The 13874-nt window shown below is 64.8% G+C and carries 16 protein-coding genes; 9 read left to right on the top strand and 7 right to left on the bottom strand.

The window, feature by feature from the left end; translation table 11 throughout:
- Positions 1–12: 12 nt before the first annotated feature.
- The 7 genes from IE126_RS03050 to IE126_RS03020 all read left to right on the top strand — a co-directional run bounded on the left by IE126_RS03050 (position 13) and on the right by IE126_RS03020 (position 6379).
- Complete coding sequence (locus IE126_RS03050; protein WP_189380128.1) at positions 13–780, top strand: class I SAM-dependent methyltransferase; 768 nt, start codon at positions 13–15, stop codon at positions 778–780.
- 297 nt (positions 781–1077) lie between these two features.
- Positions 1078–1638 carry a F0F1 ATP synthase subunit delta gene (locus IE126_RS03045; RefSeq protein WP_054301720.1) on the top strand — a complete coding sequence of 187 codons (561 nt, stop codon included), beginning with the start codon at positions 1078–1080 and terminating at the stop codon, positions 1636–1638.
- Positions 1638–3176 carry a F0F1 ATP synthase subunit alpha gene (gene atpA, locus IE126_RS03040; protein WP_108128239.1) on the top strand — a complete coding sequence of 513 codons (1539 nt, stop codon included), beginning with the start codon at positions 1638–1640 and terminating at the stop codon, positions 3174–3176. Before IE126_RS03045 ends, atpA begins: the two co-directional genes overlap by 1 nt.
- A gap of 23 nt (positions 3177–3199) precedes the next feature.
- Positions 3200–4069: a F0F1 ATP synthase subunit gamma gene (locus tag IE126_RS03035; protein ID WP_054301722.1), complete on the top strand. Its 870-nt coding sequence runs from the start codon at positions 3200–3202 to the stop codon at positions 4067–4069.
- A gap of 21 nt (positions 4070–4090) precedes the next feature.
- Entirely contained in the window at positions 4091–5515 is a 1425-nt protein-coding gene (gene atpD, locus IE126_RS03030) for a F0F1 ATP synthase subunit beta (RefSeq protein WP_054301723.1), read from the top strand.
- A gap of 10 nt (positions 5516–5525) precedes the next feature.
- Positions 5526–5918, top strand: coding sequence for a F0F1 ATP synthase subunit epsilon (locus IE126_RS03025; protein WP_054301724.1), 393 nt, complete (start codon positions 5526–5528; stop codon positions 5916–5918).
- Between the two features lie 110 nt (positions 5919–6028).
- A complete protein-coding gene (locus IE126_RS03020) occupies positions 6029–6379 on the top strand; it encodes an H-type lectin domain-containing protein (RefSeq protein ID WP_054301725.1) in 351 nt (116 codons plus the stop codon).
- A gap of 35 nt (positions 6380–6414) precedes the next feature.
- Here IE126_RS03020 and IE126_RS03015 read toward each other — a convergent pair whose 3' ends face one another.
- Positions 6415–7434 carry a ribose-phosphate pyrophosphokinase gene (locus IE126_RS03015; protein ID WP_189380127.1) on the bottom strand — a complete coding sequence of 340 codons (1020 nt, stop codon included), beginning with the start codon at positions 7432–7434 and terminating at the stop codon, positions 6415–6417.
- 109 nt (positions 7435–7543) lie between these two features.
- Here IE126_RS03015 and IE126_RS03010 point away from each other — a divergent pair, with 109 nt between their 5' ends.
- Positions 7544–8140, top strand: a complete 597-nt coding sequence (locus IE126_RS03010; protein ID WP_108128240.1) for a 2-hydroxychromene-2-carboxylate isomerase — start codon at positions 7544–7546, stop codon at positions 8138–8140.
- A complete protein-coding gene (locus tag IE126_RS03005) occupies positions 8140–8922 on the top strand; it encodes an alpha/beta fold hydrolase (RefSeq protein ID WP_189380126.1) in 783 nt (260 codons plus the stop codon). Before IE126_RS03010 ends, IE126_RS03005 begins: the two co-directional genes overlap by 1 nt.
- On the opposite strand, the gene IE126_RS03000 is transcribed toward IE126_RS03005, so the two are convergent.
- The 6 genes from IE126_RS03000 to IE126_RS02975 form a co-directional block, all read right to left on the bottom strand.
- Entirely contained in the window at positions 8919–9938 is a 1020-nt protein-coding gene (locus IE126_RS03000) for a threonine aldolase family protein (protein WP_189380125.1), read from the bottom strand. The genes IE126_RS03005 and IE126_RS03000 overlap by 4 nt on opposite strands.
- 22 nt (positions 9939–9960) lie before the next feature.
- Complete coding sequence (locus IE126_RS02995; protein WP_189380124.1) at positions 9961–10407, bottom strand: YcgN family cysteine cluster protein; 447 nt, start codon at positions 10405–10407, stop codon at positions 9961–9963.
- Positions 10404–11327, bottom strand: coding sequence for a bifunctional riboflavin kinase/FAD synthetase (locus IE126_RS02990; RefSeq protein ID WP_189380123.1), 924 nt, complete (start codon positions 11325–11327; stop codon positions 10404–10406). The genes IE126_RS02995 and IE126_RS02990 overlap by 4 nt, the downstream gene beginning before the upstream one ends.
- Positions 11328–11356: 29 nt before the next feature.
- On the bottom strand, positions 11357–11800 hold the full coding sequence (locus IE126_RS02985; protein WP_054301732.1) for a MaoC family dehydratase: 444 nt from the start codon (positions 11798–11800) through the stop codon (positions 11357–11359).
- 116 nt (positions 11801–11916) lie between these two features.
- Positions 11917–12798 (bottom strand): TIGR01459 family HAD-type hydrolase, encoded by an 882-nt coding sequence (locus IE126_RS02980; protein WP_189380122.1) that lies wholly within the window; start codon positions 12796–12798, stop codon positions 11917–11919.
- 125 nt (positions 12799–12923) lie between these two features.
- Positions 12924–13841, bottom strand: coding sequence for a manganese-dependent inorganic pyrophosphatase (locus IE126_RS02975; protein ID WP_108128245.1), 918 nt, complete (start codon positions 13839–13841; stop codon positions 12924–12926).
- Positions 13842–13874 lie beyond the last annotated feature (33 nt).

Here is a 13874-nt window from a genome sequence, read left to right as displayed (position 1 = left end):
GACCTGCCCGCAATGCATCTCGACGTGCTCGACCTGCGCAACTTTTACTACCGTACCGCTTTGGGCCGGGTGGCGCAGCGGGCCATCCGCGATCAGGTGGTGGCGATGTGGCCGCCGATGACGGGGCAGACCGTGGCGGGATTCGGCTTCGCGGTGCCCCTGCTGCGCCCCTATCTCACAGAGGCCCGGCGGGTGATCGGCCTGATGCCCGGGCCGCAGGGCGTCATGCCCTGGCCTGCCGGAATGGAGAATGTAAGCGTGCTGTGCGAGGAAACCGCATGGCCGCTGTCGACCGGCTTTGTCGACCGGCTTGTCCTGATGCATGGTCTGGAAACCTCGGAACAACCCTCTGCCGTGCTGGAGGAAGCGCATCGCGTACTGGGGCCGGGAGGGAAGGTACTGTTCGTGGTGCCCAACCGCTCCGGTCTCTGGGCGCGGGGCGATGGCACGCCCTTCGGCTTTGGTCGTCCCTATTCGCTGGGTCAGGTGGAGGCGCAGCTGCGCCGTGCGGGTTTCACGCCGGAACGGCATGTCGCGGCGCTTTACGCCCCGCCGTCAACCAAACGCTTCTGGCTGCGGACCGCGAATTTCTGGGAACGCACGGGCCGCCGCTTTGCGCCCTGGATCGCCGGCGGCGTGCTGATGGTGGAGGCCTCGAAACAGATCTATGCCCCGACGCGCGGCGGGCTGGGGGCCGTGGTGAAGAAGCCGCTGCGGGTCTGGGAGGGGGCGGGGGCCGCCGCGCCGGAACCCGCGATGCGCACGGGGGAGGGGGCCTGAGTCGCCCCTCGCGCGGGCGCGCGGTCTATAGCTGCGAGTCCGTGTCGGAGGTGCCGAAAGAAGTGGCGATTCTGGCCGGGCTGTCATTGTAGCGACACAAACGAAGGACCGGCTGCGAAAGCCCGGTATGTTTGCGACAAACAAGCCCGATTCTGGCGCTGTTCACGGTTGCGGCATTAGGGCACCTCTGTTAGAGACGCGTCGAATTTGAGACGCATGTGCAAACATGCGCCACAGGAAGCCTCTGGCCTGCGCCCTCCCGCGCCGGCATGGGGCACAGCCAGCGGAAGGGTTGACGTGTCCGAAACAGCTTCGATCTCCTCCGGCATTGCCGCGCGTTACGCAACTGCCCTGTTCGACCTCGCGAAAGAGGCGAAGGGCCTGAAGGCTCTGGAGGGGGATGTCGATGCGCTCGACGCCGCTCTCCAGTCCAGCGCTGACCTGCGTGACCTGATCGGCTCGCCGCTTTACTCGCGCGAAGATCAGGGCAATGCCATTGCGGCCCTTGCCGCCAAGATGGGTCTGTCGACCCTGACCGCGAATACGCTTGCCCTGATGGCGTCCAAGCGCCGTCTGTTCGTTCTGCCGCAACTGGTGGCGAACCTGCGCGATGCCATCGCCGCTGAAAAGGGCGAGATGACCGCCGAGGTCACCTCTGCCGCCGCCCTGTCGTCGGAGCAGGCCGCCAAGCTGGCCGCCACGCTGAAAGCGCGTGTGGGCAAGGAAGTGAAAGTCAAAGTCGCCGTCGATGAAAGCCTCATCGGCGGTCTTGTTGTCCGCCTGGGCTCGACCATGATCGACACCTCGATCAAGTCCAAGCTCGCGGCTCTCCAGAATGCAATGAAAGAGGTTGGGTGATGGGAATCCAGGCTGCTGAGATCTCTGCGATCCTCAAGGAGCAGATCAAGAACTTCGGCACTGACGCTGCCGTGGCTGAAGTCGGCCGCGTGCTGTCGGTTGGCGACGGTATTGCGCGTGTGCACGGGCTGGACAACGTCCAGGCCGGTGAAATGGTGGAGTTCCCCGGCGGCATCCGCGGGATGGCGCTGAACCTCGAAGTCGACAACGTCGGCGTCGTGATCTTCGGCTCCGACCAGGACATCAAGGAAGGCGACACCGTCAAGCGCACCAAGTCCATCGTGGACGTGCCGGCGGGCGAGGGCCTGCTGGGCCGCGTGGTTGATGGCCTTGGCAACCCGATCGACGGCAAGGGCCCGATCGTGGCGACCGAGCGTCGCATTGCCGACGTGAAAGCGCCGGGCATCATTCCGCGGAAATCGGTGCACGAGCCGATGGCGACCGGCCTGAAAGCCGTTGACGCCATGATCCCGATTGGCCGTGGCCAGCGCGAGCTGATCATCGGTGACCGTCAGACCGGCAAGACCGCTGTCGCGCTGGACGCCATTCTGAACCAGAAGTCGTACAACGAGGCCGCCGGTTCGGACGAGTCGAAGAAGCTCTACTGCATCTACGTCGCCGTCGGCCAGAAGCGCTCGACCGTGGCACAGCTGGTGAAGAAGCTCGAAGAAACCGGCGCCATCGACTACACCATCGTCGTGGCCGCGACCGCCTCGGACCCGGCGCCGATGCAGTTCCTCGCCCCCTATTCGGCGACTGCCATGGCGGAATACTTCCGCGACAACGGCCGTCATGCGCTGATCATCTATGATGACCTGTCGAAACAGGCCGTGTCCTACCGTCAGATGTCGCTGCTGCTGCGCCGTCCGCCGGGGCGTGAAGCCTATCCGGGCGACGTGTTCTACCTCCACTCGCGCCTGCTGGAGCGTTCGGCCAAGCTGAACGAAGACTTCGGTGCCGGTTCGCTGACCGCGCTGCCGATCATCGAAACCCAGGGCGGCGACGTGTCGGCCTTCATCCCGACCAACGTGATCTCGATCACCGACGGCCAGATCTTCCTTGAAACCGAACTGTTCTACCAGGGCATCCGCCCGGCCGTGAACACCGGTCTCTCGGTGTCGCGCGTGGGTTCGTCGGCGCAGACCAACGCCATGAAAACCGTGGCGGGCCCGGTGAAACTGTCGCTCGCCCAGTATCGCGAGATGGCCGCTTTCGCCCAGTTCGGTTCGGACCTTGACGCCTCGACGCAAGCCCTGCTGAACCGTGGTGCGCGCCTGACCGAGCTGATGAAGCAGCCGCAATATTCGCCGCTGACCAACGCGGAAATCGTCTGCGTGATCTACGCGGGCACCGCGGGCTTCCTCGACAAGGTTGCCGTCAAGGATGTGGGCCGGTTCGAGGCCGGTCTGCTGTCCTATCTGCGCGGCCAGCGCAAGGACATCCTGGAATGGCTGACCTCGGCCGACCCGAAGATCAAGGGCGCGGATGAAGAGAAACTGAAGGCCGCTATCGCCGACTTCGCCAAGACCTTCGCGTAAGCGCGGGCTGAGAGGACAGGGATATGCCCAGCCTTAAGGACCTGAAAAACCGGATCGGAAGCGTCAAGAATACGCGGAAGATCACGAAGGCCATGCAGATGGTTGCCGCGGCGAAACTTCGCCGCGCGCAAGAGGCCGCCGAGGCCGCCCGCCCCTATGCGGATCGCATGAATGCGGTCATCGCCGGGCTGGCCACTTCGGTCGGCAGCTCTGACGGCGCGCCCCGGCTTCTGGCCGGGACGGGTGCCGACAAGGTGCATCTGCTGGTGGTGATGACGGCGGAACGCGGTCTCTGCGGCGGTTTCAACACGACCATCGTGCGGCTTGCCCGCGCGCGGGCCAACGAGCTTCTGGCCCAGGGCAAGGTCGTCAAGATCCTGACCGTCGGCAAGAAAGGCCGCGAACAGCTGCGCCGCGATCTCGGCGATCATTTCGTCGGCCATGTCGATCTGTCGGACGTGAAGCGTGTGGGCTATGTCAATGCCCAGGAAATCGCCCGCGACATCCTCAACCGCTATGACGCGGGTGAGTTCGATGTGGCGACGATCTTCTTCAACCGCTTCCAGTCGGTGATCTCGCAGATCCCGACCGCCCAGCAGATCATCCCCGCCCAGCCGGGCGAGGCGGTGGTCACGAACACGCTCTACGATTACGAGCCGGGCGAAGAGGCGATCCTCGCCGACCTGCTGCCGCGCGGTGTCGCGACGCAGATCTTCACCGCCCTTCTGGAAAACGGGGCTTCCGAACAGGGGGCCCGGATGAGCGCGATGGACAATGCGACCCGCAACGCGGGCGACATGATCAACAAGCTGACGATCCAGTACAACCGGAGCCGTCAGGCCGCGATCACCAAAGAGCTTATCGAAATCATCTCGGGCGCCGAGGCGCTCTGACGACCCGAACGGAGAAACGACATGGCACAAGCACAAGGCAAAGTGACGCAGGTCATCGGCGCCGTTGTGGACGTTCAGTTCGATGGCGCCCTGCCGGCCATTCTGAACGCCCTTGAAACCGACAACAACGGCAAGCCGCTGGTTCTGGAAGTTGCCCAGCACCTGGGTGAAAACACTGTCCGCACCATCGCCATGGACGCGACTGAAGGTCTCGTCCGCGGCGCCAGGGTGAGCGACACCGGCGCGCCGATCTCGGTGCCGGTGGGTGACGCCACCCTCGGCCGCATCCTGAACGTCATCGGCGAGCCGGTGGACGAAAAGGGCCCGGTCGTGGCGACCGAAAAGCGGGCCATCCACCAGAAAGCCCCGGATTTCGCGTCGCAGGCGACCGAAAGCCAGGTTCTGGTGACCGGCATCAAGGTCATCGACCTGCTGGCCCCCTATGCCAAGGGCGGCAAGATCGGCCTGTTCGGCGGCGCCGGCGTGGGCAAGACCGTTCTCATCATGGAACTCATCAACAACATCGCCAAGGTGCACTCGGGCTACTCCGTGTTCGCCGGCGTGGGTGAGCGGACCCGTGAAGGCAACGACCTGTATCACGAGATGATCGAATCGGGCGTTATCAAGACCGACGACCTGACCGCCTCGAAAGTGGCGCTGGTCTACGGCCAGATGAACGAACCGCCGGGCGCGCGTGCCCGCGTGGCGCTGACCGGCCTGACGCTGGCCGAACAGTTCCGCGACCAGTCGGGGACGGACGTGCTGTTCTTCGTGGACAACATCTTCCGCTTCACCCAGGCCGGTTCGGAAGTGTCGGCTCTGCTGGGCCGTATTCCTTCGGCCGTGGGCTACCAGCCGACGCTGGCGACCGACATGGGCGCCCTGCAGGAGCGCATCACCTCGACCAAGAACGGCTCGATCACCTCGGTGCAGGCGATCTACGTTCCGGCCGACGACCTTACCGACCCGGCGCCCGCCACCTCCTTCGCCCACCTCGACGCCACCACGGTGCTGTCGCGTGCGATCTCGGAGCTTGGCATCTACCCGGCCGTTGACCCGCTCGACTCGACCTCGCGTCTGCTGGACCCGTCCGTGATCGGCGAAGAGCACTACAACGTCGCCCGTCAGGTGCAGGGCATCCTTCAGCGCTACAAGTCGCTTCAGGACATCATCGCCATCCTCGGGATGGACGAACTGTCGGAAGAGGACAAGCTGACCGTGGCCCGCGCCCGGAAAATCCAGCGCTTCCTGTCGCAGCCCTTCGACGTGGCGAAGGTCTTCACCGGCTCGGACGGCGTTCAGGTGCCGCTGGAAAAAACCATCGCCTCGTTCAAGGCTGTGGTGAATGGCGAATACGACCACCTGCCGGAAGCCGCCTTCTACATGGTCGGCGATATTGAAGAGGTGAAGGCCAAGGCCCAGAAGCTCGCCGCGGCTGCGGCGTAAGGGGGCGTAAATGGCCAACACCCTGCAATTCGACCTGGTGTCGCCAGAGCGGAAGCTTGCTTCCGCCCAGGTGACCGAGGTGCAGATCCCGGGGGCCGATGGCGACATGACGGCGATGGAAGGCCATGCGGCCACCATCACCACCCTGCGCCCCGGCATCCTGAAGGCGGTTTCGCCGCAAGCCACGCTGGCCTTCGCGGTCACCGGCGGCTTCGCCGAAATCACCGCCTCGGGCGTGACGGTTCTGGCAGAGCGGGCGATCCCGGTCAGCGACCTGACCGGCACCCTGCTGGATGAGATGATCCAGGAGGCGCGCGACCTTGCGGCTATGGCCGACGACAAGGATGCCGCTGACAAGATCGTCAATGATCTTCAGGCCCTGCGCTACGCCGCGACCCACTGATCGCGGAACCGGCATCAATCGAAAGGCCCCGATCTTTCGGGGCCTTTTTCATTATGTTACCAATTTTTTGACGAGATTCTCGCGGAGCATGGCCGCGAAAAGGAGGCCAGATGCGACGTTTCAACACCGGATCATTCGGGGTCGATCAGGGCAGCCGCGTGCTTTTCTCGGATTTTGCCGATGGCGGTGTGATGTGGACGGGGCAGGGGCCGCGTGAAAGCCGTTTCATCGTCACCTTCAAGGAGCCGTTCCTTGATCCGCCCGTGGTCTCGCTGGGCGTGTCGATGTGGGATATGGACCACAAGCACAATTCCCGCGCGGACCTGACGGCCGAGAACGTGACAGAGACCGGATTTCACATCGTCTTTCGCACCTGGGGTGATACGCGCGTGGCACGGGTGCGGGCCGACTGGATGGCCATTGGTCCGGTGCAGGACGAAGATAACTGGCAGCTTTACTGAAAAGGCCGCCCGGTGGGGCGGCCTTTCGGTCTGTCTCAGCCGCGCTGGTAAAGCCCCTCGTAGATCGGGACCAGCGTTTCGGTTTCAAACAGCGACGACACGCTGGTGCCGTGCCAGATATTGAGGATTGCCTGCGCGAACATCGGCGCTGTCGGCACGATGCGGATATTGGGGCAGTTCTTCACCGCTTCGGTCGGTTCGATGGAATCGGTGATGACCAGCGATTTCATGACCGAATTCTGCACCCGTTCGACGGCGGGGCCGGACAGCACGCCATGGGTGATGTAGCTGTGGACCTCGGTCGCGCCGTTCTCCAGCAGCACCTCGGCGGCCTTGCACAGCGTTCCGGCGGTATCGCAGATGTCATCGACGATGATGCACTTGCGGCCCTTCACGTCGCCGATCACGGTCATCCCGGCGACTTCGCCCGCCTTTTCCCGCCGCTTGTCCACGATCGACAGCGGCGCATTGATGCGCTTGGCCAGCTCGCGCGCCCGGGCCACACCGCCCACGTCGGGCGAGACGATCATCAGATCGTCCATCTGGCTCTTGAAATGGTGCTCGATATCCAGCGCGAAGATCGGGCTGGCATAAAGGTTGTCGACCGGAATGTCGAAGAAGCCCTGGATCTGCGCCGCATGCAGGTCCAGCGTCAGGATACGGTCGATCCCGGCTTCGGTCAGCAGGTTGGCCACCAGCTTGGCGCTGATGGGGGTGCGGGCCTTGGCGCGGCGGTCCTGGCGGGCATAGCCGAAGTAGGGGATCACAGCGGTGATGCGGTCGGCGGAGGAGCGGCGCAGCGCATCGGCGATGATCAGCAGCTCCATCAGATTGTCATTGGCCGGGCGCGAGGTCGGCTGGATGATATACATATCCTCGCCGCGCACATTCTCGAACACCTCGACGAAAACTTCGCCGTCATTGAAGCGTTCAACCCGTGCATCCACCAGCCCGACCTGCATGCCGCGGTGCATCGACATGCGCCGCGCGATGGATTTCGCAAGCGCGCGGTTGGCATTTCCGGCGATCAGCTTGGGTTCGGTGGTGGCAGCCATGGGAGGGGTCCTGTAAAGAGCGGCGGATTCGCGACCGTCCGGTAGCGTTGACACCGCTTACCACCGGGTTACGGTCGGCGCAAATCTTCACGCCCTCGGGGAGGCCGCCATGCCGCATATCGACTATTACTTTGCCGCCGTATCGCCCTTCGTCTACCTGGCGGGGCAGCGGCTGGAAGAGATTGCCGCGCGACACGGTGCCTCGATCAGCTACAAGCCGCTGGACCCGGCGGGGCTGTTCGCGCGGACCGGCGGGCAGCCGCTGGCGCAGCGGCATGAAAGCCGCCGTGCCTATCGCTTGCAGGAGTTGCGCCGCCAGTCGCGCAAGCATGGGCTGATGCTGAACGAACAACCGCTGTTCTGGCCGGTCAACCCGGCGCCCTCGGGCTATGCGATCATCGCGGCGCAGGCGGCGGGGGGCGGCGATCTGGGGGCACTGACGCATGGGCTGGCCCGTGCCTGCTGGGCGGAGAACCGTGACATTGCCGATGACGCGGTCATCGCCTCGGTCATGGAACAGGCGGGTTTCGACCCGGCTGTGGCGCAGCGCGGTATGCTGGCGGCGGCGGAAACCTATGCCGTCAACCTGGAAGAGGCGGTATCGCGCGGCGTGTTCGGCGTGCCCTTCTATCTGGTGGATGGCGAAGGCTTCTGGGGGCAGGATCATCTGCAAGACCTTGATCTGCATCTGTCGGGCAAGCTCTGATGCCGGAGACCATCGCAGGCCATCCGACGGCCTATCGGCACTGGGGGCAGGGCGGGCGCCCGGCCCTGGCGCTGCATTGCTCGCTGGCCCATGCGGGGGCGTGGTCGGGTGTGGCGACCGGGTTGCCGGAGCTTTCGCTGACTGCGCCGGATCTGCCGGGCCATGGCCGCAGCGCCGACTTGCCGCCGGGGGGGGATCTGCATGGCCTTGCCACGGCGATTGCCGCCGAACTGGCAGAGCGTGCGGACGGTCCGGTCGATCTGTTCGGGCATAGTTTCGGGGCGACCGTGGCGCTGCGTCTGACGGTGGAACGCCCCGATCTGGTCCGCCGTCTGGTGCTGATCGAGCCAGTGCTGTTCGCCATCGTGCGCGGCACGCCGGAGTTTGACGACTTCGCGCGGGTCTATATGGCGGTTGACGCGCAGATGGATGGCGATCCTTTCGCCGCTGCCGCATTGTTCCACAAACACTGGGGTGTCGGCGATTTCGGCAGCCTGCCGGAAATGCAGCGCCGCTACATGGCGGATCGCATGCCGCTGGTGCGGGCACAGAATCCTGTGCTGCTGGAGGACCGTCCGGGTCTGACAGCGCCGGGGCGGCTGGAGGCGATCAACGTGCCGGTTCTGCTGTTGGAAGGGGCGGAAAGCCCGGCTGTGATCGGAGCGATCCATGGCGCGCTGGCAGCACGCATTCCGGGCGCGCGGCGGGTCTCGGTGCCGGGAGCTGCGCATATGGTGCCGATCACCCATTCTGCCGCTGTGGTCGCGGCGATCCGAGGCTAGATCAGCGCAAGAAAACGATCCACATCCGCCTCGGTCGTGGCCCAGCTTGTCACCAGACGGGCGCCCTCCTGCCCCTCGGGCGCGGGCATGTCATAGAACATCGCCCCGCCCGCGCGCAGCCGGGCCGAGGTTCCCTTGGGCCAGAGCGGGAACAGGATACTGGCCTCGACCGGGTGGCGCAGTGCGACGCCGCGCGCCACCAGCCCTTCGGCCAGCCGGGCGCCCATGGCATTGGCCTGCGCGGCCCAGTCCAGCCAGCGCCGCCCTTCCAGCATCGCTGCCATCTGCGCCGCCAGATAGCGGCCTTTCGACAGCAGATGCCCGCCGCGCTTGCGGCGCAGCTCAAATTCCCAGGCGCGGGCGGGGTCGAAGATCACCACCGCCTCTACCCCCATAAGCCCGTTCTTGGTGCCGCCGAAGGACAGCGCATCGACCCCGGCGCGCCATGTCAGATCGGCGGGGCTGGCGCCTGTGGCCACAACCGCATTGGCAAAGCGCGCGCCATCGAGATGAACCGGCATCCCGGCGCCGCGCGCCATTCCAGCCAGTTGCGCGGTCTGCGCGGCGGAGTAAACAGTGCCCGCCTCTGTCACATTGGTCAGCGACAGCGCGCCGCGCTGGCTGTTATGGACGCTCGCCCCTGTGGCACCCAACGCCTGCACCAGTGCCTCGGGCGCGATGCGGCCATGCGCGCCCGCGCAATGCACCAGCTTCGCGCCATGGGTGAAAAACTCGGGCGCGCCGCATTCATCCTCGGCGATATGGGCCTGCGGATGACACAGCACCGTGCCCCAGGGCGGGCAAAGGCAGGCCAGCGCCAGCGCATTGGCCGCCGTGCCGGTGGCGACAAGGAACACCCGCGCTTCGGGCGCTTCGAGCACCTCGCGCAGCCGCGCCTCTACCGCCAGTGACAGGTCTTCAGCGCCGTAGCCCTTGGTATATCCGGTGTTCGCCCTGGTCAGCGCGGCCAGAACCTCGGGCGGCACACCGGCGGCATTGTCAGAGGTGAAATACATCGGGCGGCCTCCGCTGGCAGGGTCAGGGCGTTTCGTCGATGACGTAATCGTCCCAGTCTTCTTCGGGAACTTCAAATTCCGGCACCGTCCAGCCGCGCACGCTGGCGCCGGCCTCGTGCACCGATTCCGGGTTGCCAGTCAGCAGCGGGTGCCAGTCGGGCAGCGGCTTGCCTTCATAGAGCAGGCGGTAGGCGCAGGTTCGGGGCATCCAGTAGGCGATATTCGGCAGCGTTGCGGGTGTCAGCTGCACGCAATCGGGCACGAATTGCTTGCGGATCGGATATTGCGTGCAGCGGCAGGACTCGCCGTCCAGCAGGCGACAGGCGATGCGGGTGAATTCCACCTCGCCGGTGTCTTCATATTCGATCTTGTTCAGACAGCACTTGCCGCAGCCGTCGCACAGCGCTTCCCATTCCTCGGGGCGCATCCGGTCCAGCGGCACGGTTTCCCAGAAGCCCGGGCGCATCATGCCCCCGCCAGAATGTCGCGCGCGCGGGCGCAATCAGTGTTCATCTGGTCGATGAGAGCAGGCAGGCCGTCGAACTTCATCTCCGGTCGCAGATAATCGACCAGCGCGACGGAAATGTGCTGTCCGTAAAGATCGCCCTTGAAATCAAAGATATAGGTTTCAAGGTTCGGGGTGTTTTCCCCGAACATCGGCCGCACGCCAAGGCTTGCCGCGCCACCATAGCTGCCAGCCTGCGGCCCGGTCAGCACATCGACCTTCACCGCATAGACGCCAAGCTTTGGCAGATGCAGGCCCGCCACGCTCATGTTCGCGGTGGGAAAGCCCAGTTCGCGGCCGCGCTTTTCGCCATGCAGCACTTCGCCGTCGATCCGATGCAGGTGGCCCAGCATGTCGGCGGCATCGCGCGGGCGGCCTTCGGCCAAGGCGGTGCGGATGGCGGTGGAGGAGACTTCCTGCGCACCGATCTTCAGCAGCGGTGCGACGGTGACGCCAAAGCCCAGTCGCGCGCCCTCTGCCTTCAGATCCGCGACCGTGCCGCTGCGACCTTTGCCAAAACAGAAATCAGCGCCAACGGTGACATGGGCGGCACCCAGACCGCGTGCCAGCACCTCTTCGGCGAATTCCGCCGGGGTGAAGGCCGCCATGGTGCCGTTGAACGGCAGTTCGTAAAGATGGGCTACGCCCAGCTTGGCCAGCCGGTTGGCCCGCGCCTCGGCATTCATCAGCCGGAAGGGCGGGGCGGCGGGGGCGAAAAACTCGCGCGGGTGAGGCTCGAAAGTCAGCACGCCCAGCGGCCCGTGCGCAGCCGCCGCCTCGATCACCGAGCGGTGCCCCAGATGCACGCCATCGAAATTGCCCATGGCAATCGACGCGCCGCGATCCTGCGGTGCCAGCCCCTGCCAGTGCCTGACTATCTTCATGCGACCCCGTGGCGAGGGCCGTCCTGCCCTCAGTCGAACTTGCGGCTTGGCGCCAGAACCAGCGCCTCGCCCTTCAGCACCACGGTATTACCCACGGCGCAATGGGTTTCAAGGGTCACACGGCGCTTCGCATGGTCAATGGCCGTCACCTTGACCTCGGCATAGACGGTATCGCCGGGGCGCACGGGCGCCATGAACTTCAGCGACTGGCCCAGATAAACCGTACCATGACCGGGAAGCTGTTCGCCGATCACCGCCGAAATCAGCCCGGCGGTCAGCATCCCGTGAGCAATCCGGCCTTCAAAGATGGTGTCCTGCGCATAGGCATCGTCCAGATGCACCGGGTTCCTGTCGGTCGAGACCTCGGCGAAGAGTTCGATATCCCGGTCGGTCACGGTTTTCCGCAGATGGCGGCTCATGCCGATTTCGATGTCTTCAATGCAGATCGTCCCGCGGGGCATGTTGTCGAGCATCCTGCGAATCCTCCGGTTCCTGCGCTGCAACGTAGCATATGCTGCGTCGCAGCGCAATTGCGCGGGTAATTATTTGGCGCAGGTGCGACAAAAGTGGTAATAATGTTGCTGTGCCGTCAGGCCAGGTGCGGCATGGCATAGGTAGGTGACAGCCCCTCCGCCTCCAGCCAGCTTTCCAGCAAAGCCTTGTCAGGATTGGCGGAATCCGCGCCGAACCGATCTGCCACAATCCCGCCGGTGATGAACAGCGTGTCGATCCCTTCGTTCTGGCCACCCAGAATATCGGTCCAGGGTCCGTCGCCAATGCACAGGATGTCGTCATTGGACAAAGGTTCGGCGGTTTCGGCCATTTTCCGGCGGGCGAGATCGTAGATCGGCGGATGCGGCTTGCCGAAATACAGCGCGGTGCCGCCGCGTTCCTCGTAATCCTTCGCCAGCGCCCCGGCGCAATAGACCCGCTTGTCGCCCATATCGACCACGATATCGGGGTTGGCGCAGAGCATGGTCAGCCCGCGCGCCTTGCCGAGTGCCAGTTCGGTCCGGTAGTCTTCAGGCGTCTCGGTCAGATCGTCGCGCAGGCCGGTGCAGACGATGCCCTCGGCCTCGGCCATCGGCACAAAGGTGATCGGGTCATTGCCCTTCAACTCGGGTGGCAGGTCGGTGAAGAAGGGCATGTCCTTTTCCGCGCCAAGGAAGGCCACGCGGCGCCCGACCGCGCCGCTGACCAGCGCCTGCTGAGCGGCATCACCCGAGGAGACGATCATATCATAGCAGTCACGCGGTGCCCCGATCCGGTCAAGCTGTGCCGCGACCGAGCCGAAAGGGCGCGGTGCATTGGTCATCAGGACGACGAAGCCACCGCTTGCACGGAATTGTTGCAAGGCGGCGACGGCGGTGGGGAAGGGGGTCTTGCCATTGTGCAGGCAGCCCCAGAGATCGCAGAACACCGCACGGTAACGGCCGGAAATTTCGGAAAGCGAGGCGATCATCTGGGTCATGGCAGGCCTTTCAGGGGAGGATCGGGCGCAGTCTGGCGCAAGGGCCCGACAGCTTTGTGACAGCAGGGGCGGAACGGCGACGGGCCGGGGAGGGTTCCCCGGCCCGGTCGTGAATCGGCAGGTGATCAGAGCGTCAGCGACGGGATGATCTGCTTCTTGCGGCTCATGATGCCCGGCAGCACCACGCTGTCACCGGACACAGCGCAGCCAAACGAGGCTTCGGCCAGTTGCTTCACCAGATCGTTCGGCACCAGCAGCGTCGCTTCTTCCTTCAGGATGTCGATGATGAACAGCAGCACCTGATCGGCGCCATCTTCCTGCGCGACGGCAGGCATCGAGGCCATCAGGCTGTCCTTGCGGTCCAGCAGGATCTTCGGCGCGGTGGTTTCCAGCACGCTGACGCGCAGTTCCTTGCCGGCGACATTGTATTCTTTCGAATCCATCCGCAGCAGTTCGGCATCCGAGAAGGCGGAGACATCGGATTTCGCTTCGAACATGGCGGCGGCGAATTCGGGGATCGAGACACCCAGATCTGCGGCCAGCGCCTCAGCCACCTTACGGTCATGGTCGGTGGTGGTCGGGCTGCGGAATTCCAGCGTGTCCGACAGGATGCAGGACAGCATGGCACCCTTGATGCCGCGCGGCGCGCGCGCCACGTCGGCGCCCATCAGATCGTAGAGGATGGTCGAGGTGCAGGCCAGCGGCCGCATGGTAATGTCGATCGGCGTCTTGGTTTTGATGCCGCCGACCAGCATGTGATGGTCGATGATGCCAAGGATCTTCGCGTCGTTCACCGAGGGCGGCAGTTCGGCGGGGTTGTTGGTGTCGACGATCACCACTTCCTCACCCGCCGCCACATCGGCGATGATCGCGGGTTTCGGCAGATCCCAGTGCCGGAGCACGAAGGCCGCCTCGGTATTGGGTTCTCCCAGCAGCACGGCCTCGGCCGGGGTGCCTTTCACCTCGGTCAGATACCAGGCCCAGGCGATGGGCGAGCCGGTGGAATCGGTGTCGGGGGATTTGTGGCCGAAGACCTTGATCATGAATCTAACCCGTGGATGGAATGGTTTCGCGCG

The sequence above is a fragment of the Gemmobacter nanjingensis genome (genome assembly GCF_014652195.1).
Classification (GTDB): Bacteria; Pseudomonadota; Alphaproteobacteria; order Rhodobacterales; family Rhodobacteraceae; genus Gemmobacter; species Gemmobacter caeni.
This window is presented reverse-complemented; position numbering and strand designations above follow the sequence as displayed.